The organism is Roseovarius sp. AK1035, assembly GCF_003288315.1.
In the GTDB taxonomy this organism is placed as follows: Bacteria; Pseudomonadota; Alphaproteobacteria; order Rhodobacterales; family Rhodobacteraceae; genus Roseovarius; species Roseovarius mucosus_A.
On sequence record NZ_CP030099.1, the window covers coordinates 3,504,831 to 3,524,589 of the forward strand.

The window sequence follows — 19,759 nt, forward strand, 5'->3', positions numbered from 1 at the left end:
TCCTAAGAAAGTGAAAGTTATGGATTGGGACAAGCTCAGAATCTTTCATGCCGTTGCAGACGCGGGCAGTCTCACCCATGCCGGAGAGCAGCTACACCTGTCGCAATCCGCCGTCAGTCGGCAGGTGCGCGCGCTTGAGGAATCGCTCAACGCTACGCTGTTTCACCGTCATGCACGCGGACTGATTCTCACGGAACAAGGCGAATTGCTGTTCGATGCGACCCGCGCGATGATGAAACGCTTGGACGCCGCCACCGCCCGCATTCGTGACAGCGAAGAAGAGGTGTTCGGTGATCTGCGCGTCACCACCACCACCGGTTTCGGCACGCTTTGGCTGGCCCCGCGCCTGCCCAAACTCTACGAAAAATATCCCGACCTCAAGATTGACCTCATGCTCGAAGAACGCGTGCTCGACCTGCCGATGCGAGAGGCCGATGTTGCCATTCGCATGAAAGAACCGTCTCAGGCCGACCTCATCCGCAAGCGGTTGATGAGCGTGCATATGTGCCTCTATGCCACGCAATCGTATCTTGACGCCCATGGTGAACCTTCCTCGCTAGAAGACATGAGCGCGCATCGCCTGATCTGCCAGAATCCACGTTCGGCGCAGGTGGGCGCGGGCGCGATGCTGGTCAACGAGCTGATGACCAACGACATCTCGTCTTTGCTGACGGTCAACAACTACTTTGGGGTGTTGCAGGGCGTGCTGAATGATCTGGGCATCGGCGTTTTGCCCGATTACCTGATCCGCGATTTTCCGCAGCTTGTCCGCGTCCTGCCAGAGGTCCAATCCGTCGAAGTGCCGGTATTTCTCGCCTATCCAGAAGAGCTGCGCCATTCCAAGCGGATCGCCGCCTTTCGGGATTTCGTGCAAGACGAAATCATCTCCTACCGCAAAACGGTTAAGGAACAGGCAGTTAGCTAAGGTTTCAAGCAGGCTTGGTTTAAGCCATGCGCAAACCGCATAGCGGGCATGCTGCACCTGCGGCAAATTTCATCTTGATTGGACAGAACTGCACCCTTATTTGCCAATCGTGACGGTGATAGCCGCAAGGCAGTCACCCTCATACCTCCCTGTTGGACTTCGGCCGAGCTTAGTGCTCGGCCTTTTTTTTCGCGCTGCCGGATTTTCGGGCAGACCGCTCAGATCCAGCCCGCTCAGATCACCGGCAGGTTGGGCGGTGCAAACCGGGAAAGCCGCTGCGCCCGTCCCTCGCGGATCACGATGTTTTCCTCATGCACCATGATCATCCCCGGCGCGACCTCTACCCCCGGCTCTAGCGTGATCACCATGCCGGGCCTCAGCACCGTGTGATCCTTGGCCGTTAGCGACAGGCCTTCGGTCAATTGCATCCCCAAACCATGCCCCAATCGCCCCGAGCGTTCATCCGCCCCGGTGATCCGCGCCATCGCCTGCCAGACGTCAAAGGCGGTCGCGCCTGCGCGCGCCGCCTCTTCCCCGGCCTCTGTCGCCTCGATCAACCGCGCATGCGCCGCACTTTGCTCTGCCGTGGCATGGCCTATGGCAAAGTTGCGATCATAGTCGCAAAAATAGCCATCCCAGACCGCGCCCGTATCCAGCATCAGCACATCGCCCGCCGCCAGATGTGTCTCTCCGGCGGGCGAAATCACATCCGCATAGCCCATCGGGCCCGCGCCTCCGGCAATATAGGGCACCCAATCGGCGCCTTTTTCCAGCAAGAGCCGCTGAAAATCGCGAAACACTGCGCTCAGTGGCACGCCCGGTTCCGCAATCTCGCCCACCCGGTCAAAGGCCCGCCCCGCAATATCGCAAATATGCGCGATCTTGACGATTTCGGCCTCGGATTTGATGGCCCGCAGCCCCGCAACAATCCCGGCCTCGTCACGAAACACCAACCCGCTCGCGCGCTTGACCCGCTCAAACTCCGCCAAAGGCATGCGCAAGTGGCTCTCAGGGCCAGAGGGCACACCCACCGGCCCGCCAATCTCGCGCAGCGTCTCGGCCAAGAGCGACACGCCATCATCTTCGGGGTCCGGGGCCGCCCATGTACGAATATCGCGCACCCATGTCCGCCCCATCAGGGCCGCGCCAATCGTAGGGATAACCGCCACCGGATCACCCGACGCAGGCAGGATCAGAAACCAAGGGCGGCTTGGGCTTTCCCAAAACCGGGTCAGATAGCCGGTGAAATACCGGATTTCCGGCTCGGTTGTCAGCAAAAGCGCGCCCAGCCCTATCTCGGCCATACCTGCTTGCGCCGCGCGCAACCGCGCCTTGAACTCTGCCGGCGCGAACCCGCGCCTCACGCCTCTGGACCTTCGCTGAGAATACAAAGCACCCGCGCGCCCGCACCAAGCGCCAGCCCCGCAATCGCCGCCACCCCAGCCGCCCCCGAAGGCGTCGTCGCCAGCCCCTGCGCCGCCAACCCCTCAAGCACCGCCTCGGCCTCGTCATCCGTGATCGTCACGAACGCATCCGCATCCCGCGCCAATCCCTTGAGCGCGATCAGTGATGGCACCTTGCAATCCAGCCGCCCCATATTGGACACCGGCCCGCTTGTCTCTAGGGCGCGTCCCGCGCGAATGCTCTCGTAAAGGGCTGGCGCGCGGTCAGGTTCCACCACGATGATCCGGGGCGCATCGCCCCAGACCTGCCGAAACCATGCCGCGCAAGCCCCCGCCAGCCCGCCTACCCCCGCTTGCAACAGAATATGCGTAGGCACTTCCGGCATCTGGCGCGCGGCCTCTTCAGCCATGGCCAGATATCCCTCCATCAACCGATGCGGCAAATCAAGATAACCGGGCCAGGAACTGTCCGACAATAGGGTCCAGTCGTTATCCATCGCCGCGCGCCCCGCCGCGACCATACTGGCCTCGTACTCTTGCCCCTCGCGCACCACCTCGGCGCCCTTGGCACGCAGTCGCGCGGCAAACCCCTCGGGCACGGTTTCCGCCAGATAGATCACCGCCCGCGCCCCGAATAACCGCGCCCCCGCCGCAACCGACATTCCGTGATTGCCCGCACTCGCCGTCACATAGGTGCGCCCCGCCAGCGCGTGGCTCATATCCTCGGCCCCGGTTTCTGCCGCCTCATGGGCAATCACATAGGCCGCCCCCAGCGCCTTGAAACTGCCCAGCCCCATTCGGCCACGCTCATCCTTGGCCCAGACCTTTGGCGCAAATCCCGTTACAGGCACCAGCGGCGTTTCGGCCGCTGCCGGGCACCGCCCCAAAAGTGCTTGCACCGCGCCCACATCCACGCTTGGCCATGGTGCGCCGGTCAGAACCGTCTCAGGCAATCCCTCACCACGCCACGGATTGTCGATTTCTTGCATGTCGTCCCCTGTCCCTCATGAAAATGGCGGGTCCCGAGACCCGCCATTTCAAACCTCACCGCAGTCTAACAGCGCTCAGTGTGCCGCCGCAACCGCCCGCCGCGTCATCACACCAACCAGATGCGCGCGGTATGCCCCCGACCCATGCAGGTCCGAGATCATGCCATCCCCCGACAGGGTCAGCCCCTCCAAAGCCTCGGGCGCAAAATTGCCCGACAGCGCCGCCTCGGCCTCGGCCCAGCGGAACACACCTTCTTCCGACGCGCCCGTCACGGCCACGCGCACACCCCCGGCGTATTTGGCAACAAACACCCCCACGAGCGCAAAGCGCGAGGCCGGTTGCTCGAACTTTTGATAGCTGGCCTTTTCCGGCACAGGAAAACGCACTTCGGTGATGATCTCGCCATCCTCAAGAGCCGTGGTGAACATGCCCTGAAAATAGTCATCCGCCGCGATGCTCCGGTTGGAAGTGATCACCGTCGCCCCCGATCCCAGCACCGCCGCCGGATAACAGGCAGAGGGGTCGTTATTGGCAAGGCTCCCGCCGATGGTCCCGCGATTGCGCACCGCCGGATCACCGATATGCCCCGCCAACCCCGCCAGCGCCGGATAGGCCCCGGCCCCGGCTGCCACTTCGGCATGGGTGGTGCCCCCACCGATGCAAAGCGCCCCGTCATCAGCGGTGCAAATCCCCTGCATCTCTTTGATCGCCGACAGGCACACCAGCTTGGCAGGTGCCGCCAGCCGTTGCTTCAGCGTCGGGATCAGGGTTTGCCCCCCACCCAGCGCCTGTGCCTCTTCTGTGCCCAGCGCCGCAATGGCATCAGCGATGGTAGCGGGACGTTCGATATCGAATGCATACATGATCGCTCTCCTTACCCTTGCATCGCTTGCCAGACGCGCGACGGCGACAGCGGCATATCAATATGGGTGATGTTCCGCCCCGACCGTTGCAGCGCATCAATCACCGCATTGACCACCGCAGGCGGGCTGCCAATCGCCCCGGCCTCGCCACAGCCCTTCACACCCAAGGGGTTGTGCGTGCAGGGCGTCTGACAGGAATGATCCACCTGATAGAACGGCACATCATCGGCACGCGGCATGGCATAATCCATGTAGCTGCCCGTCTGAAGCTGTCCGTTCTCGTCATAGACGCAGGATTCCAGCAAGGCCTGACCAATCCCTTGACCAATGCCGCCATGCACCTGCCCCGACACGATCATCGGATTGATGATATTGCCGAAATCGTCAGCGGCGGCAAAGCGCTCGATCGTGACTTTCCCTGTGTCCGGGTCCACCTCAACCTCACAGGCATAGGCCCCCGAGGGATAGGTGAAATTCGACGGATCATAAAACGCCGTCTCTTCCAGACCCGGCTCGATATCCGCCAGCGGATAGTTATGCGGCACATAGGCGGCGAGGGTCACATCGCCCCAGGCCACCGATTTATCCGTGCCCGCAACACTGAACTTGCCATCTTTCAGCTCGATATCGGCCTCCGAGGCCTCCATCAGATGCGCCGCGATCTTCTTGGCCTTGTTGATGATCTTTTCGGTCGCACGCACCATCGCCGAGCCACCAACCGCGATGGACCGCGACCCGTAAGTGCCCATCCCCATCGGCGTATTGGCGGTGTCGCCATGCACGATCTCGACCATATTGGCGTCAATGCCGATCATCTCGGCCACCACCTGCGCGAAAGAGGTCTCGTGCCCCTGCCCGTGGCTATGGCTGCCGGTCATCACCACAAGCCCGCCGGTGGCATTCACCCGCACCGTCGCACTCTCGTAAAGACCCGCACGCGCGCCCAATTGCCCGACAAGGTTCGAGGGCGCGATGCCGCAGGCCTCGATATAGCAATTGATGCCCAGACCGCGCAGCTTGCCCTTGGCGGCACTTGCCTCACGCCGCGCCTCGAAACCACCGAAATCCGCGATCTCTTCCAGCTTGTCCATCGTGGCATGGTAATCGCCGGTGTCATATTCCACCGCCACGGGCGTGGCATAGGGGAACTGGGTGATAAAGTTCTGACGACGCAGCGCGATGGGATCAACACCCAATTCCCGCGCCGCCTTGTCGATCACCCGCTCCAATTGATAGGTCGCCTCGGGGCGGCCCGCGCCACGATAGGCATCCACCGGCACCGTGTTGGTGAACACCGCCTTGACGTTCACATAGATCAGCGGCGTGCGGTAATTCCCCGCCATCAGCGTGCCATGCAGCCAGGTGGGCACCGACGGCGCAAAGGTGCTCAGATACGCCCCCATATTCGCATAAGTATCGGTGCGAACAGCGGTAAAGTTGTTCTCGGCATCCAGCGCCAATTCGATCTTGGTCACGTGATCGCGCCCATGGGCATCGGTCATAAAGGCCTCGGACCGCGAACTGGTCCATTTCACCGGCCGGTTGAGCGCCTTGGCCGCAAAGGTGCAAAACGCCTCTTCCGCATAGTGAAAGATCTTGGATCCGAATCCACCACCCACATCGGGCGCCACCACGCGCAGCTTGTGCTCGGGGATACCCAGCACAAAGGCCCCCATCAGCAAGCGGATCACATGCGGATTCTGACTGGTGGTGTAAAGCGTCGAATCGCCCGTTGAGCGGTTGAAATCGCCCACCGCCACACGCGGTTCCATCGGATTGGCCACCAGCCGGTTGTTGATCAGTTCCAGCGTGGTGACATGCGCCGCCTTGGCAAAGGCCTCATCCACCGCGCCTTTGTTCTCTTCGACAAACCCCCAATCATAACAGAGGTTGTTCTTCAACTCGTCATGCACCAGCGGCGCGCCCGCCTCCAGCGCCTTCTTCATGTCCACAACCGCCGGCAATTCCTCGATGTCGAGCTCAATCGCCTCGGCGGCATCGCGCGCCTGCGCATAGGTCTCGGCCACCACGGCGGCAATCGGATCGCCGACATGGCGCACCTTGCCGCGCGCCAGCACCGGATGCCCCGGCTCTTGCATGACCTCGCCAAACCGGTCGGTGACCTGCCAGCCACAGGGCAGCCCGCCCACGCCTTCGAAATCCGCGCCGGTGAAAATCCGCAACACCCCCGGCATGCTCTCTGCCGTGCGCGTGTCGACCTTGTTCAGCCGCCCATGCGCCACATCCGAGCGCAGGAAATGCACATAGGCCTGCCCGCGCAGATTGATGTCATCGGTGTAATTGCCATTCCCGGTCAGAAACCGGATATCCTCGCGCCGCTTGGTGCTGGCGCCAATGCCGCCGTCTTTTGGCATGACATTCTCCTCCCTGAATGATGCGGGGTTTCCCCCATCAAACCCGCAGCGCTTTCATCATTCCCCCAATACTCCGAGGGTGCGCCGCAGGCGCGGGGGCAGCGCCCCCTAATACGCCTTATTCCGCCGCGATCCGGCTCACGTCCTGACCACTGGCCGCCAAAATCGCCTTGACGATATTGTGATAGCCCGTGCAGCGGCAAAGATTGCCCTCGAGGTAATCGCGCACCTCAGACTCACTTGGCGTTGGGTTCTCTGCCAAGAGCGCCGCCGCCGACATCACCATACCGGGCGTGCAGAACCCGCATTGCAAGCCGTGATGATCCTGAAACGCCTGCTGAATCGGATGCAGCGTGCCATCCGGCTCGGCCATGCCTTCGATGGTCTTGATCTCGGCACCTTCGGCCTCGGCGGCAAACATCGTGCAGGATTTCACGGCCTTGCCATCCACATGCACCACGCAGGCCCCACATTGGCTGGTGTCACAGCCCACATGCGTGCCTGTCAGGCCAAGGGTCTCTCTCAGAAATTCGACAAGAAGCGTGCGGCCCTCGATCTGGCCCGACGCTGGCTTGCCATTCACGGTCATTTTGACCTCAGGCATTGGCTCCTCCCGGTTTGAATTGTCCGTCTCCTCATGAGACCTTAGTAGGAAAGGCCCCGCTGTCCAGTGCGACTAAAGCATGCCTCTTGCCCCTTGAGAACCCGGTTTCTTGCCCCTCAGCCACGCCCGCCCCGGCGCGGCTGGGGCCGGGTGGGAATTTCCTTGAGCAAGCCGCCGACGCCCATCGCCGCAATCTCTGCCGCTCCGCAGGGCAGATCACAGGCCACCCGCGCCAAAACCCAATCAGCGCCGTGCAGCACCGGGCTGCGCGCCGATCCGGGCAGGCCAATAACAGGCCGCGCCCCCAAGCGCCCCAGAAAAAGCAGATTGCCGGGGTCCACCGGCATGCCGAACCGCTCCACCTCTCCGCCCGCCGCGCGCAGCGCCTGCGGGGCGGTGTCAAACGGGTCCGACGTGGCCGAAGCGGTCAGAATCAGCACGATCTCGCCCTTGGCGCGGGTGATCGCCGCCGCCAGCGCTGCCTCGTCATGCGGGCAGATCAGCGTGTCCACCATCTCCATGCCCAGCCCGGTGACACGCGCCGCAATCGCATCGCGCCCCTTGTCCCCCGGCCCGCCGGGGACATCGGTAATGATCAGGCTTGCCGTGCGATACTGCGCCACCGCCAGCCGCACCGCGCCCCGCGCCGCCTCGGCCGCGCGTTCCAGCGCCGCACGGGGCACGCCGTAGGCGATGATCTTGACCGTCGCGATCATACCGCCTTCGTGGATCTGATGATGCGGCACCACGGTGGCCACGGTGATCATCGGATCAACCGCATTGGCGGCATGGATCGCCGCCACATCAAGACAGACCACACCGGGCCGCGCCGCAATCAGATTGACCCGGCCTGTAAAGGGCGCGCTGCACGTCATCGCCTCAGCCCCCTCAGCCAAGGCCGCCGCCAATGCCGCCGCCGCGTCATTTTCATGCATGTCCTCGGGGTCCAGCATCGCTACTGTGACCGCCCGATACCCGGCCGCGCGCAACGCCGCGATCTGATCGGCGTCAAGCACAGCCCCTTTGCGCAACCGCCCCGTCCCCACCTGTTCGGAATGCGCAAGAATCGCCCCTTCGGCCCGGTCCAGCGGCACGGGGCCAAATTTCATGCGCCTTTCCTCAGCACGCGCGTCATTTCGGCAAGGATGCTCACCGCGATTTCCGATGGGCCCGCCGCCCCGATATCCAGACCGATGGGGCCATGAATGCGCGCAATCTCTGCCTCTGAAAATCCCGCCTCCTGCAACCGCGCCACCCGCTTGGCATGGGTGCGGGTCGATCCCAGCGCGCCGATGTAAAACACCTCAGAACGCAGCGCCTCGATCAGCGCCGGATCATCCAGCTTGGGATCATGCGTCAACAGCACCAGCGCGCTGCGCGCATCCAGACCAAAGGCGCGCACCCCCTCGTCGGGCCAGTCCTGCACCACCGTCTCGCCCGGAAACCGCGTCTCAGACCCAAAACTCTCGCGCGGATCAATCAGCAGCGGATCATAGCCCGCAATCCGCGCCATCGGCACCAGCGCTTGGGCAATATGCACCGCCCCGACGATGATCAGGCGCAGGGGCGGGTTGTGAATGGCCACGAAGGTTGCGCCATCCTCCTCAAAGCCAGAGCGGTCCATGCGAAACCGCGCGTCATGCCCCTCGCGCTCCAGCCGCCGCCCATCCGGCCCGGTGACATAGGCCACCGGCACGCGGGCATCCCGCGCCAGAACCAGATCGCTCAGCAGCGCCTCGGGCATCACCGATCCGATGGGCTCCACCAACACCCGGATGGTGCCGCCACAGGCCAGCCCCACGGCAAAGGCATCGCCATCCGATACGCCATAGTCCAAGAGCACCGGCTTGCCCGTCTCGATGGCCTCCACCGCCTCGAGCACAACCGCCCCCTCGACACAGCCCCCCGAAACCGACCCGGCAATCTCGCCCGCGCCAGAAATCGCCAATTGGCTGCCCACCCGGCGCGGCGCGCTGCCCCAGGTCTCGACCACCGTGGCCAAGGCCGCCCCCTTGCCCGCCCGATGCCAGGCAAGGGCTGTCTCCGGGATATCGTCAAAACGGTCCATCTTGCTCATCTCCCTTGCATCGCCGCCATCAGCCGTGCCTTTTCCCCACTGTCGTCGCGGCGCGAAATGGCCTCGGCCAGCTCCTCCAACGTGGCGATGGAATGCCCCGCGCGGAACGCATCGACATGCGGCAACATCGCCTTGATCCCTTGGGCCTTGGGCGCGAACCCCTCCCAGCGCAACAGCGGATTGAGCCAGATAAGCCGCCGCGCCGAGAGATGCAGCCGCTCCATCTCGTGGCTCAGCGCCTCGGGCGCGTCGCGGTCCAACCCATCGGTGATCAAGAGCACCACCGCCCCCTGCCCCATCACCCGCCGCGACCAATCGCGATTGAACGCATGCAGACAGGCCCCAATCCGGGTGCCACCCTCCCAATCCTGCGCCTGTTTTCCAGCGGCAGCAAGGGCCGCGTCGACGTCCCGCGTTGCCAGTTGCCGGGTGATATTGGTCAACCGCGTGCCAAAGGTAAAGGCATGCACCCGCGCCCAGCCCGCCCCCTTGGTATTGGCGACAGCATGAAGAAAATGCAAAACCATCCGGCTGTATTGGCTCATGGAACCTGAAATATCGCAAAGCACCACAAGATTGGGCCAGCGCTCGCGCGGCTTTTGCCAATGCAAGCGGCGCAATTCTCCGCCATGGCGCAGCCCCGCACGCAGCGTGCGCCGCGCATCCAACCGTGCGCCGCTTTGCGCCGCCATACCCCGCCGCGAGGCAAAGGGCTTCACCGGCAGTGTAAGCCGCGCCAACATGCGCTTGGCCTGCGCCATTTCCGCCGTGCTCATCTGTTCGAAATCAAGCCGTCGCAACCGTTCCTCGCCCGACATCGTGGCCGTGGCGTCGATCTCGATCTTGACCTCATCGTCGTCGCGCTCGTCGATTTGGGGGGCATCCCGCATCACCCCATCCAAGAGCGCCTCTGCCGCACGCTTTTCGGCTGCCTGCGCGCTACGGTCCTCCTGCACGCCGCGAATGGCGGGCAGCATCATCGCCATCATATGTTCCACATAGCGCGGATCACGCCAGTAGAGGCGAAAAATCTGCGCAAAAACAAGCAGATGCTCTGGTCGCGTCACCAGACAGGCGCGCAGCGTGTAAAAGAAATCAATCCGGCTGGAAAACCCTGCCACAGCCACCGCCCGGATTGCGTCAATCACCCGCCCGGGGCCAACCGGCACCCCCGCCGCCCGCAAGGCCCGCGCGAAATGCGTGATGTTATGCGTGAGTTTCGGGTCGTCCGGAAGGTCAAGCGGCGCATAGTCGGTCATGGCGCGACGTGGGGGCGCTGCCCCCACACCCCCGAGGTATTTTGAGCCAGCTGAAACATCACGTCGGCTCCAACCCCGCCCGCACTTCATCCAGCAGGCGCTTGGCCTCGGAGCCCTGCAATTTTGCGATATCGTCCTGATATTTCAAAATCGCGCCCAGCGTATCGGCGATCACCTCGGGGCTTAAGCTGATCACATCCAGCGCCAGCAGGCATTTGGCCCAGTCAATCGTTTCCGCCACACCCGGCTTCTTGAACAGGTCCTCGGTGCGCAACCGCTGCACAAAGGCCACGATCTCGCGGCTCAAAACCTCTGCGGCCTCGGGCGCGCGGGCCTGCAAAATCTCGATCTCGCGATCAAAGGTCGGATAGTCGACCCAGTGGTACAGACAGCGCCGCTTGAGCGCATCATGCACCTCGCGGGTCCGGTTGGACGTCAGGATAACAATCGGCGGCTCGGGCGCATGGATCGTGCCAAGCTCTGGAATCGTCACCTGAAAATCACTGAGCGCTTCCAGCAAAAATGCCTCGAAGGGCTCATCGGTGCGGTCGATTTCATCAATCAGCAACACCGGCGCGCCACCCGGTTGTGGGCGCATCGCCTGCAAGAGCGGACGCTCGATTAGGAACTCTTGCGTGAAAAGCTCGTCCTTGAGATGACTGCGGTCCACGCCCCCCGATGCCTCGGCGGCGCGGATGGCGATCATCTGCCCGGTGAAATTCCACTCATAAACCGCGCTTGCCGCGTCCAACCCCTCGTAGCATTGCAACCGGATCAATCGCCGCCCCAACGCCCGTGCCAGCGCCTTGGCGATCTCGGTCTTGCCGGTGCCGGCCTCCCCTTCCAGAAAGAGCGGGCGACCGAGCGTCAGCGCCAGATAGGTCACCGTGCCCAAGGCCCGGCCACAGACATAATCCTGCCCGGCAAAAAGACTTTGCACCGCGTCAATGGATGTGGGTTTTTGCACGTTGTCGCCTCCCGTCGCCCTCGCTTGCACCAGAACTGCATCGCAACCCCCGGCGGGTCAAGGGCGGCTATGGTAGGGCCTGGATGACCCGCCCCCGGAATACCCACGGTTTCTCCAAAGTTTTGCCTGATTTCACCGGCATGATCCGTCTCAACAGGCCCGCATTCGAACGGTGCCGCTACGACCGAGGACAAGAGCGACCATGCAGGACAATGCCGACATCTTTGACGCCGACCTCTCCGGTCTGGATTGGGCCGCCTGGTGCGAGCGCGCCAACGAGCTTGCGGGTGAGGATGGCTATGCCGAACGTCTGGGCGATAAACACGCCGCCGTGCTGATCGAACGCAAGCCCACGCTGCTTGTGTCTTTCGAGGCGTTTCATCGCCTGCCCACGCTCTCTCCGCAGGCGCAGCCGCTGGGCTGGGCCCTGACCAAGGCGTTGGGCTGGTCGCATCTCTGCCTCATCAGCGAGCGCGACACATGGTTTCGCGACAAGCGGGTCTATGGCTATTTCGACCGGCTGATCGACGATGGCTTCTTTGACGATTTCGAACAGGTAATCTTTTACGGTGCAGGCCCCTGCGGCTATGCGGCGGCGGCCTTTTCGGTCGCGGCCCCCGGCGCCAAGGTCGTCATGCTCAGCCCCCAAGCCACGCTCGATCCGCGCGTCGCCGAATGGGACGACCGATTCCTGCGCATGCGGCGGGTCTCGTTCTGCGACCGCTACGGCTATGCCCCTGATATGCTGGATGCCGCGGCCTCTGCCGTGTTGATCTACGATCCCGAGGTCGAGCTGGACGCCATGCATGCCGCCCTCTTCACCCGCTCCAATGTGATGAAATTCCGCACCCGCTATCTGGGGTATCAGATCGAACCGGCGCTGCTGCGCATGGGCGTGCTGTTCCGCCTGCTGGCCCAAGTCAGCGCCAACCGCCTGACGCGGCTCAGCCTTGCACAGCTCTACCGCAAACGGCGCGAGGATACGCCCTATCTCGCCAATGTGCTTCAACGGCTCATGGCGGACGAACGCGATGCCCTGACCGTCCTGCATTGCCGCAACGCCATTGGCCGCGGCGTCGGCGGCCCGCGCTTCCGGCGCGCGCTCAAGCATGTGCAGACCAAAGGCCAGCAGACAGACCAATCAGACGACTAACACCCTCTGATCCGCCTCTGGTCTTGGCCCGCGCGATTGTGTATGCGCAAGCGCATGAGCCAGATCCTGACCCTCCGCCGCCCCGACGATTGGCACCTGCATCTGCGCGATGGCGCAATGCTGCGCGCCGTCCTGCCTGAAACCACGCGCCATTTCGCCCGCGCCATCGTGATGCCCAATCTGGTGCCGCCAGTGGTCACGGGGCAGGATGCCTCCGCCTACCGCGCGCGGATCATGGCCGCGATGCCTGAGGGCGCGGATTTCACCCCGCTGATGACCCTTTACCTCACCGAAAACACCGACCCCGAGGATGTGGCCGCCGCCCATGCCAGCGGGCTGGTGACTGCGGTCAAACTTTACCCCGCCGGTGCCACCACCAATTCCGCAAGCGGTGTGCGCGATTTTGACAAAGTGCGCGCCGTGCTCGAGAAAATGGCCGAAATCGGCCTGCCGCTCTGCGTGCATGGCGAGGTGACCGACCCCAGCGTTGACATCTTTGACCGTGAGGCGGTCTTTATCGACCGTGTGCTCGATCCTGTGCGCCGCGCCACCCCCGGTTTGCGCGTGGTGATGGAACACATCACCACCGCTAACGGCGTGGACTATGTGCGCGCCCATGATCGCGATCTTGGGGCCACGATCACCACCCATCACCTTGTGATCAACCGCAACCACATCCTCGTGGGCGGGATCAAGCCGCATTACTACTGCCTGCCCGTGGCCAAACGCGAAGAGCACCGCCTTGCCCTGCGCGCCGCCGCGACCTCTGGCGATGCGCGCTTTTTCCTGGGCACCGACAGCGCGCCGCATATCGACCCGCTCAAGGAAAGCGCCTGTGGCTGCGCGGGCTGTTTCACCGCCACCAACACGATGTCCATCCTTGCGCATGTGTTCGAAGAAGAGGGCGCGCTTGCGCAGCTTGAGGCCTTCACATCGCTGAACGGCCCTGCCTTCTATGGCCTGCCCGCCAATGAGACCACGCTGACCCTGACCAAAGGCGATCCGGTCACATACCCCCAAAAGATCGACACCGCCGACGGGCCCGTCACCGTCTTTGACCCCGGATTCCCGCTCGACTGGCACGCCACTTAAGGGGCGAGGGGGCTAAGGCTTGCTGGCGCGGCGCTCCGGGGCCTCGGCACCGCCCCCTCCCAAGGCCAGCAACGATTTCTTAACCCTGCCATGGTTCTCTGAAGCCATGTCCAATTACATCCGCCCCCAGATTGCCGGGGCCTGCGTCTTTTTCACCGTGACGCTCGCCAACCGACACTCACAGCTGCTCACCCGCGAAATCGCAGCTTTGCGCGCGGCGGTCCGGCGCACCAAAGCCGAACGGCCCTTCGCCATTGACGCTTGGGTTGTGCTGCCCGACCATATGCATTGTGTCTGGACCCTGCCGGACGGTGATAGGGATTTCTCGACCCGCTGGAGCGTGATCAAAGCCCGGTTCTCGCGCGCCATGCCCCCCACACCGCGCCGCCCCAGCCACGCAGGCCGGCGCGAACATGGCATCTGGCAGCGGCGGTTCTGGGAACATCATCTCCGCAGCGAAGCGGACAAAACCGCCGCAATCCGCTATTGCTGGATCAACCCGGTCAAACATGGGTTGGCCGACCGCCCCGAGGCTTGGCCCTATTCCTCGATCCACCGCGACGGCCCCGCCGATTGGCCCTAGGATGCGCCGTCATCACCACTGGCACCAACCCCGTAGGATGCGCATTCATTGCGCACCATCACCAGCGGCACCACACGCTCCCGTAGGGTGCGCATTCATTGCGCACCAATGGCACCGCCGCAAACCCCCGACCCCGCGCATGTGGTCCCTCTGGCGGAACGGTGCGCAATGAATGCGCACCCTACGGGGTCCGATGCCCGCTATGCCCCCGCTACGCCGGACCGTTCAAAACCCCCTCAAACTCCCGCCATTCCCCCTTGCTCATGCCCGAGGTCTCTTGCGTCACGACCTCGCCTTTCAGCATCCGCCGCACGCACTCCAGCGCGGGGGCAGACAAATTCGCGCCCCCCATACGGTAATCCTCGAACGCCTTATAGGCATAGGGCACCCAATCGGCCACAAGGCGGCAAATCTCCTCGGCATAGACCCGGATTTCATATTGCGCATGGGCATCCGCGCGCAGGCGCAGGAAATGCAAAAGGTTGTGCAAATCCACCTTCCAATACCATTGCGTATAGATATTGGCGGGCAGGTTCATCCGCGCCAATTCCCGCGCCAGCCCCTGCTGGCCCTCTTGCGAAATCATGCCCTCGTAATGGTCATAGCAGCGCATCGCGTCCTCGGTCAGGATGCGCAACACGCGCTGCGCCTCCTCGCCCTCAAGCGCGGCCCCCCGCCCCTGATTGTTGGTGGTCGATTGCGCCGCCAGCATATCGGGCGTGGGAATGTAGAACTCGCGATCCAATATCGAATAGCGCGCGGAATATTCATTCACATTGGCGGTGCGATGCCGGATCCACTGCCGCGCCACGAATACCGGCAGTTTCACATGCAGCTTCAATTCGCACATCTCGAACGGCGTCGAATGCCAGTGCCGCATGAGATAGCGAATAAGCCCCTCATCATTCTGCACATGTTTGGTGCCCGCGCCATAACTCACGCGCGCCGCCTGCACGATGGCGGCATCATCACCCATATAGTCGATCACCCGGACAAAGCCGTGATCAAGCACCGGATAGGCGGTGTAGAGATGCTGTTCCATCCCCGCCGCCGTGGCGCGCAGGGTGCTATGGCTCTGAGCGCGCTGCGCGTCGATTTCGGCCTTTTGGTCAGGAGAGAGGGGCATGGCGAGGCCTTTCATCACAAGAACGAGTCGGAGATCACTATATCTTGGGGATACCCCCCACGCAAAGCCCATATCGGGTGTTTGCCCATGCGCCACAGCACAGCAGTTTTTGCAATCCGCAGATGTATCGGGAATTGACTTTTAAATGCAATGGCCTGAGGCTGACCGCAAAACAAACAATAAACATATATTGAGGGCAGTCTCATCATGAAACACATCGTGGCAGGCCTGATGGCCGCTGCCCTGTTGGGCGGCTGTGGGGGTGGCGGATCATCCAACCCGTTTGACGGTCGAGGCGAAGACGACGACACCACCACACCGCCCCCTGCGGGCAGCAGCGTGCCGGCCGAAATCGCACAGGATGTAACCGGGGTAGCATTCGATCCCGTGACCCAGACACTGACCGTCGAAGGGCTTTCTTTTGACGGCACGACTGACCCGGTTACCTATAACCGCGCCGCAGCGCTCGACGTGCCGGGCTATCAAGCCTACACAATCCAGCAAGACGGCGCATCCCGCCACAGCACCGCCTTTGCCGCGCAAAGCCAGACCTCGGGTGCCGTGACTGCCGGGGTTGCCGCCACCGGCGGACCGCGCAACCGCTTCTTTACTGGGGCCTTCTTTGAGAGAACCGGCAGTTACACCCAGCCGACAAGTGGCGAGGTGGTCTATACCGGCCGCTATGTCGGCATAACCAACCTTGACTCCCAAGGGGGCGACTTGCTGCCACCCCCCGCCGGACTTGCCCCGGAACTGATCCCCACCCAGGCCGCATCGACCCAAGGCGATGTGGTGCTGCGCGCGAATTTCGGGGATCGCCAGATCGAGGGCAATATTATCAACCGGCGCCTCTCCGAAACACCGGGTGGCGTCGTGATTGATTTGCCGTCGCTCGTTCTGATCAACGCAGAGATCACCGAGGGCGGCACGTTCAGTGGAACGGTTGAATACGATCAATCCGCCTTTCCCGCCGACCGTGTGACCGGCACCAGTATTGGTTCTTCCGCCGGCGTATTTGGCGGCACCGGCGCAACAGAAGTCGCTGGCGGGATCAAACTCAACGAATTCGACGGGCCGGGCAACCCGCTCGGACTGAACAACGAACTGGAAACCGGAATCTTCGTGCTTGATCGCTAGAGGCGGCGGGATGACCGCAACTCTGAACACCAAGGCGCAGACAGGCTTCGCACTCAGACCGCGTCATATCCGGCACCTGCTGCGCGCGGGGGTCTTTCTCTCGGCGCTCGGTCTGGCAGGGATTGGCGCGGCAACGCCGGCCAACCTCACCCTCGCCCAGGCCGACGCCTTGGCCGCTCAGGCGCTGGGCGCAGGCCAGCCTCGCCTTGCCTATGACCTCAGCAAAGGCCTCTTGCAGGCCGACCGCCGCAATCCCCGCGCGCATTATTATCAGGCTTTGGCGCTCTCGCAGGCCAAGGCCTATGGCGCGGCGGAAAAGAAAGCGGCTCTTGCCTATTGGCACGCCAAAACGGATGAGCAGCGCTTTCAGGCCGCCAATCTCGCGGCCCAGCTCAGCTTTGCCGATGACAGGTTCACCGGCTCGCAATTCTGGCTGCGCCGCGCGGTTGATCACGCCCCCGATGAGGTGGCCCGCGCCCAGACCGTCACCGCCTTTCAGAACGTGCGCGCGCGCAATCCGCTGCGGTTCGACTTTCGCTTTTCCACCACGCCCTCGGACAATGTGAACAACGGCGCCAACAGCCCGCTCAACGTGATCGACGGCGTGCCGGTGGTGGGCACACTCAGCCCCTCGGCCCAGGCGCTCTCGGGCTTTGTCACCACCGCACAGGCCGCCCTCTCCTATCGCCTAAGCAAGAGCGAGACCCATGAGACGCGGCTTCGTGGCCGGGTCAACGCGCGGCGGGTCGATATCTCAGACCCGGTGCCGGGGCTCAGCGGTGATGATCTGTCCTCAACCGTGCTGGAACTGGGCCTCAGCCAGTATCTGCGCGGCACCTCCGAGGCCGTGACCTGGAAATTCGACCTCGACGGCGGGCGCGTCTGGTATGGGGGGGATCCGCTCTATGATTTTGCGCGGGTCGGGGCCACGCGGCATCAGCGCCTAGGCGCGCGCCTGCAGCTTAGTTTCGGGGCCAGCTTCGAGGATCAACTCTACGAGAGCCCGCGCGGGGCCGACAGCACCGTCGCCACCGGCTTTGCCGGTCTGGGCGTCAACCTGACGGGGGGCGGTCAGATCGGATTTCAGGTGCAGTATCGCGACACTGACAGCAATGGCGTCAACCGCGCCTCGGATCAATGGACCGGTATCGCAAGCTATCAGATGGGCCGCGCCCTTGGCCCGGCAAACCTCGAATTCTCGCTTGGCATCAGCCAGTTGGATTATTCCAGCTATCAGGTTGGGTTCATCGTCGTGCCGGGCGGGCGCGATGACACTTCGGTGTTCGGCGGGGTCACGGCCACGTTCAACGACTGGGGCTACATGGGCTTTGTGCCCACCCTCTCCGTGACCACCGAACGCAGCGAATCCAACATCAGCCGTTTCGATGTCGAGGAAACCTCGATCACGCTCGGGATCCGGTCCGAGTTTTAGCGCCCAGCCCATCCCAGATTGCCCTCGACACCGGCGCGCGGGCCACTATCCTCCAACCCATTGCAATCACGGAGGATGACCATGCGCATCAAATACCTGCACACGATGGTCCGGGTCAAAGACCTTGAGGCGACACAACAGTTCTTTGCCCTTCTCGGGCTCAAGGAAACCCGCCGTTGGGATAATGAGGGCGGGCGCTTTACGCTCGTGTTCATGGCCCCCGAAGGACAAGAGGACTGCCCGGTCGAACTGACCTACAATTGGGATGGCGACGAGGGCCTGCCCTCGGACAGCCGGCATTTCGGCCATCTTGCCTATGCAACCAGCAATATCTATGACCTCTGCCAGCACCTGATGGACAATGGCGTCACCATCAACCGCCCCCCGCGCGACGGGCGCATGGCCTTTGTGCGCAGCCCCGACAATATCTCGGTCGAGCTTTTGCAAGAGGGCGACGCCCTGCCCCCGGCAGAGCCATGGGCCAGCATGGAGAATATCGGCCATTGGTAAGGCTCGCGGCCTGTCTTCTGGCCGCAAGCCTTGCGGCCCCGGCGCAGGGTGCATGCCGCCTTGCGCTGGTGCTCGCGCTTGATGTGTCCTCTTCGGTCGATGACGCGGAATATGGGCTGCAACGGGTCGGGCTTGCCTCGGCGCTGAACGCGCCCGACATCCGCGAGGCCATCCTGCGCGGCGGGTCGGGCGATGTGGCGCTGGCGGTCTACGAGTGGAGCGGCCGCTTTCAGGACAAGCTGCATCTCGATTGGACGTTCTTGCGCAACGATGCCGACATCACCGGCGCAGTGGCGGTGCTTGCGGGCATGCAGCGCTCGACCAGCGATTATCCCACCGGCCTTGGCTCGGCGTTGGGCTATGGGGCGGCGCTCATGGCGCGCGGCCCCCGCTGCGATCGTCAGGTGATTGACGTCTCGGGCGACGGGGTCAACAATCAGGGCTTCGGCCCGGATCTGGCCTACAAACATTTCCCCTTTGACAACATCACTGTGAATGGTCTGGTCATCGAAGGGCACGATCAGCAGGTCACGCAATACTACCGCCGCGAGGTGCTGCGTGGTCCGGGGGCTTTTCTCGAAATCGCCCAAGGGTTCGAGGATTTCGAGCGCGCGATGTCGCGCAAACTCTACCGTGAAATCAACGATCTCATGCTGGGTGCCCTGCCCCATCCCACGCCCCGCCCCCTACCTCAATAAATATAGCGGATCTGATCGGTCCAATAGCGCTCCACCCGCCGCAACGAGGCGGTGATCTGGTCAATCCCATCGGGGCCCAGCACGCCGCGCCCCTCCAGCCCCTCGGCATGCCGCGCAAAAAGATCACCGACAAGATCGCGGATCGTGCGCCCCTTTTCGGTCAGACGCACCCGCACAGACCGGCGATCCGCCTCGCAACGCTGGTGGTGCATATAGCCCATATCCACCAGCTTCTTGAGGTTGTAACTGACATTGCTGCCCTGATAATAGCCGCGCGTCTTCAGCTCACCGGCTGTCACCTCGTGGTCACCGATATTGAACAGCAACAGCGCCTGCACCGCGTTGATTTCCAACACGCCGACGCGCTCGAACTCGTCCTTGATGACATCCAGCAAAAGCCGGTGCAAACGCTCCACCAGCGATAGCGCGTCTAGGTAGCTGCTGATAAAGGCACTTTGGATAGCGCTCGTCGTCAGGGGGCTGTGATAGCTCATGTTGGTCTCCATGCGATACTGCTCGCTGGGGACCATCTGGCAAAAACCCGAACATTCGGTAAATCGCGGCC

At 63.0% G+C, this 19,759-nt stretch carries 19 protein-coding genes; 8 read left to right on the forward strand and 11 right to left on the reverse strand.

Annotated elements, in window-relative coordinates; all coding sequences use genetic code 11:
* The first annotated feature begins 19 nt into the window (after positions 1-19).
* Positions 20-925, forward strand: coding sequence for a LysR family transcriptional regulator (locus RAK1035_RS16665; RefSeq protein WP_008283192.1), 906 nt, complete (start codon positions 20-22; stop codon positions 923-925).
* A gap of 233 nt (positions 926-1,158) precedes the next feature.
* Here the strand turns inward: RAK1035_RS16665 and RAK1035_RS16670 are convergent, their stop codons facing one another.
* The 9 genes from RAK1035_RS16670 to RAK1035_RS16710 form a co-directional block, all read right to left on the reverse strand.
* Positions 1,159-2,289 carry a M24 family metallopeptidase gene (locus RAK1035_RS16670; RefSeq protein ID WP_008283193.1) on the reverse strand — a complete coding sequence of 377 codons (1,131 nt, stop codon included), beginning with the start codon at positions 2,287-2,289 and terminating at the stop codon, positions 1,159-1,161.
* Positions 2,286-3,317 (reverse strand): pyridoxal-phosphate dependent enzyme, encoded by a 1,032-nt coding sequence (locus tag RAK1035_RS16675; RefSeq protein ID WP_008283194.1) that lies wholly within the window; start codon positions 3,315-3,317, stop codon positions 2,286-2,288. Before RAK1035_RS16675 ends, RAK1035_RS16670 begins: the two co-directional genes overlap by 4 nt.
* Positions 3,318-3,392: 75 nt before the next feature.
* Positions 3,393-4,181 carry an FAD binding domain-containing protein gene (locus tag RAK1035_RS16680; protein ID WP_008283195.1) on the reverse strand — a complete coding sequence of 263 codons (789 nt, stop codon included), beginning with the start codon at positions 4,179-4,181 and terminating at the stop codon, positions 3,393-3,395.
* 11 nt (positions 4,182-4,192) lie between these two features.
* Entirely contained in the window at positions 4,193-6,556 is a 2,364-nt protein-coding gene (locus RAK1035_RS16685) for a xanthine dehydrogenase family protein molybdopterin-binding subunit (RefSeq protein WP_008283197.1), read from the reverse strand.
* A 118-nt stretch (positions 6,557-6,674) separates the two neighbouring features.
* The gene (locus RAK1035_RS16690) at positions 6,675-7,160 is read right to left on the reverse strand and encodes a (2Fe-2S)-binding protein (RefSeq protein WP_008283199.1); all 486 of its coding nucleotides are present in this window, start codon (positions 7,158-7,160) and stop codon (positions 6,675-6,677) included.
* A 116-nt stretch (positions 7,161-7,276) separates the two neighbouring features.
* Positions 7,277-8,269 (reverse strand): molybdopterin-binding protein, encoded by a 993-nt coding sequence (locus tag RAK1035_RS16695; RefSeq protein ID WP_008283200.1) that lies wholly within the window; start codon positions 8,267-8,269, stop codon positions 7,277-7,279.
* The gene (locus RAK1035_RS16700; protein WP_037298982.1) at positions 8,266-9,228 is read right to left on the reverse strand and encodes an XdhC family protein; all 963 of its coding nucleotides are present in this window, start codon (positions 9,226-9,228) and stop codon (positions 8,266-8,268) included. Before RAK1035_RS16700 ends, RAK1035_RS16695 begins: the two co-directional genes overlap by 4 nt.
* A 5-nt stretch (positions 9,229-9,233) precedes the next feature.
* A complete protein-coding gene (locus RAK1035_RS16705; protein WP_008283202.1) occupies positions 9,234-10,496 on the reverse strand; it encodes a vWA domain-containing protein in 1,263 nt (420 codons plus the stop codon).
* Positions 10,497-10,554: 58 nt separating this feature from the next.
* The gene (locus RAK1035_RS16710; protein WP_008283203.1) at positions 10,555-11,463 is read right to left on the reverse strand and encodes an AAA family ATPase; all 909 of its coding nucleotides are present in this window, start codon (positions 11,461-11,463) and stop codon (positions 10,555-10,557) included.
* Between the two features lie 202 nt (positions 11,464-11,665).
* Here RAK1035_RS16710 and RAK1035_RS16715 point away from each other — a divergent pair, with 202 nt between their 5' ends.
* The 3 genes from RAK1035_RS16715 (at position 11,666) to RAK1035_RS16725 (ending at position 14,291) form a co-directional block, all read left to right on the forward strand.
* Positions 11,666-12,616: a phosphoadenosine phosphosulfate reductase gene (locus tag RAK1035_RS16715; RefSeq protein ID WP_008283204.1), complete on the forward strand. Its 951-nt coding sequence runs from the start codon at positions 11,666-11,668 to the stop codon at positions 12,614-12,616.
* Between the two features lie 54 nt (positions 12,617-12,670).
* Positions 12,671-13,708, forward strand: coding sequence for a dihydroorotase (pyrC, locus tag RAK1035_RS16720; protein ID WP_037298984.1), 1,038 nt, complete (start codon positions 12,671-12,673; stop codon positions 13,706-13,708).
* 106 nt (positions 13,709-13,814) lie between these two features.
* Positions 13,815-14,291, forward strand: a complete 477-nt coding sequence (locus tag RAK1035_RS16725) for an REP-associated tyrosine transposase (protein WP_008283206.1) — start codon at positions 13,815-13,817, stop codon at positions 14,289-14,291.
* Positions 14,292-14,502: 211 nt separating this feature from the next.
* Here the strand turns inward: RAK1035_RS16725 and thyX are convergent, their stop codons facing one another.
* Positions 14,503-15,417 carry an FAD-dependent thymidylate synthase gene (thyX, locus tag RAK1035_RS16730; RefSeq protein ID WP_037298561.1) on the reverse strand — a complete coding sequence of 305 codons (915 nt, stop codon included), beginning with the start codon at positions 15,415-15,417 and terminating at the stop codon, positions 14,503-14,505.
* 207 nt (positions 15,418-15,624) lie between these two features.
* Between thyX and RAK1035_RS16735 the strand changes: the two genes are divergently transcribed.
* From RAK1035_RS16735 to RAK1035_RS16750, 4 genes are all read left to right on the forward strand, one after another.
* Positions 15,625-16,554 carry a transferrin-binding protein-like solute binding protein gene (locus RAK1035_RS16735; protein WP_008282250.1) on the forward strand — a complete coding sequence of 310 codons (930 nt, stop codon included), beginning with the start codon at positions 15,625-15,627 and terminating at the stop codon, positions 16,552-16,554.
* Positions 16,555-16,564: 10 nt separating this feature from the next.
* Positions 16,565-17,986 carry a hypothetical protein gene (locus RAK1035_RS16740; RefSeq protein WP_008282251.1) on the forward strand — a complete coding sequence of 474 codons (1,422 nt, stop codon included), beginning with the start codon at positions 16,565-16,567 and terminating at the stop codon, positions 17,984-17,986.
* A gap of 81 nt (positions 17,987-18,067) precedes the next feature.
* Positions 18,068-18,496 carry a VOC family protein gene (locus RAK1035_RS16745; RefSeq protein ID WP_008282253.1) on the forward strand — a complete coding sequence of 143 codons (429 nt, stop codon included), beginning with the start codon at positions 18,068-18,070 and terminating at the stop codon, positions 18,494-18,496.
* Complete coding sequence (locus RAK1035_RS16750) at positions 18,463-19,194, forward strand: DUF1194 domain-containing protein (RefSeq protein WP_008282254.1); 732 nt, start codon at positions 18,463-18,465, stop codon at positions 19,192-19,194. The genes RAK1035_RS16745 and RAK1035_RS16750 overlap by 34 nt, the downstream gene beginning before the upstream one ends.
* On the opposite strand, the gene RAK1035_RS16755 is transcribed toward RAK1035_RS16750, so the two are convergent.
* Positions 19,188-19,688, reverse strand: a complete 501-nt coding sequence (locus RAK1035_RS16755; protein WP_037298563.1) for a MarR family winged helix-turn-helix transcriptional regulator — start codon at positions 19,686-19,688, stop codon at positions 19,188-19,190. The genes RAK1035_RS16750 and RAK1035_RS16755 overlap by 7 nt on opposite strands.
* Positions 19,689-19,759 lie beyond the last annotated feature (71 nt).

Excerpts from the sequence above, each read along its gene's own strand:
- RAK1035_RS16665 (WP_008283192.1), top strand. The coding sequence starts at position 20 with ATGGATTGGGACAAGCTCAGAATCTTTCATGCCGTTGCAGACGCGGGC.
- RAK1035_RS16675 (WP_008283194.1), bottom strand. The coding sequence starts at position 3,317 with ATGCAAGAAATCGACAATCCGTGGCGTGGTGAGGGATTGCCTGAGACG.
- RAK1035_RS16680 (WP_008283195.1), bottom strand. The coding sequence starts at position 4,181 with ATGTATGCATTCGATATCGAACGTCCCGCTACCATCGCTGATGCCATT.
- RAK1035_RS16685 (WP_008283197.1), bottom strand. The coding sequence starts at position 6,556 with ATGCCAAAAGACGGCGGCATTGGCGCCAGCACCAAGCGGCGCGAGGAT.
- RAK1035_RS16690 (WP_008283199.1), bottom strand. The coding sequence starts at position 7,160 with ATGCCTGAGGTCAAAATGACCGTGAATGGCAAGCCAGCGTCGGGCCAG.
- RAK1035_RS16695 (WP_008283200.1), bottom strand. The coding sequence starts at position 8,269 with ATGAAATTTGGCCCCGTGCCGCTGGACCGGGCCGAAGGGGCGATTCTT.
- RAK1035_RS16700 (WP_037298982.1), bottom strand. The coding sequence starts at position 9,228 with ATGGACCGTTTTGACGATATCCCGGAGACAGCCCTTGCCTGGCATCGG.
- RAK1035_RS16705 (WP_008283202.1), bottom strand. The coding sequence starts at position 10,496 with ATGACCGACTATGCGCCGCTTGACCTTCCGGACGACCCGAAACTCACG.
- RAK1035_RS16715 (WP_008283204.1), top strand. The coding sequence starts at position 11,666 with ATGCAGGACAATGCCGACATCTTTGACGCCGACCTCTCCGGTCTGGAT.
- pyrC (WP_037298984.1), top strand. The coding sequence starts at position 12,671 with ATGAGCCAGATCCTGACCCTCCGCCGCCCCGACGATTGGCACCTGCAT.
- RAK1035_RS16725 (WP_008283206.1), top strand. The coding sequence starts at position 13,815 with ATGTCCAATTACATCCGCCCCCAGATTGCCGGGGCCTGCGTCTTTTTC.
- thyX (WP_037298561.1), bottom strand. The coding sequence starts at position 15,417 with ATGCCCCTCTCTCCTGACCAAAAGGCCGAAATCGACGCGCAGCGCGCT.
- RAK1035_RS16735 (WP_008282250.1), top strand. The coding sequence starts at position 15,625 with ATGAAACACATCGTGGCAGGCCTGATGGCCGCTGCCCTGTTGGGCGGC.
- RAK1035_RS16740 (WP_008282251.1), top strand. The coding sequence starts at position 16,565 with ATGACCGCAACTCTGAACACCAAGGCGCAGACAGGCTTCGCACTCAGA.
- RAK1035_RS16745 (WP_008282253.1), top strand. The coding sequence starts at position 18,068 with ATGCGCATCAAATACCTGCACACGATGGTCCGGGTCAAAGACCTTGAG.
- RAK1035_RS16750 (WP_008282254.1), top strand. The coding sequence starts at position 18,463 with ATGGGCCAGCATGGAGAATATCGGCCATTGGTAAGGCTCGCGGCCTGT.
- RAK1035_RS16755 (WP_037298563.1), bottom strand. The coding sequence starts at position 19,688 with ATGAGCTATCACAGCCCCCTGACGACGAGCGCTATCCAAAGTGCCTTT.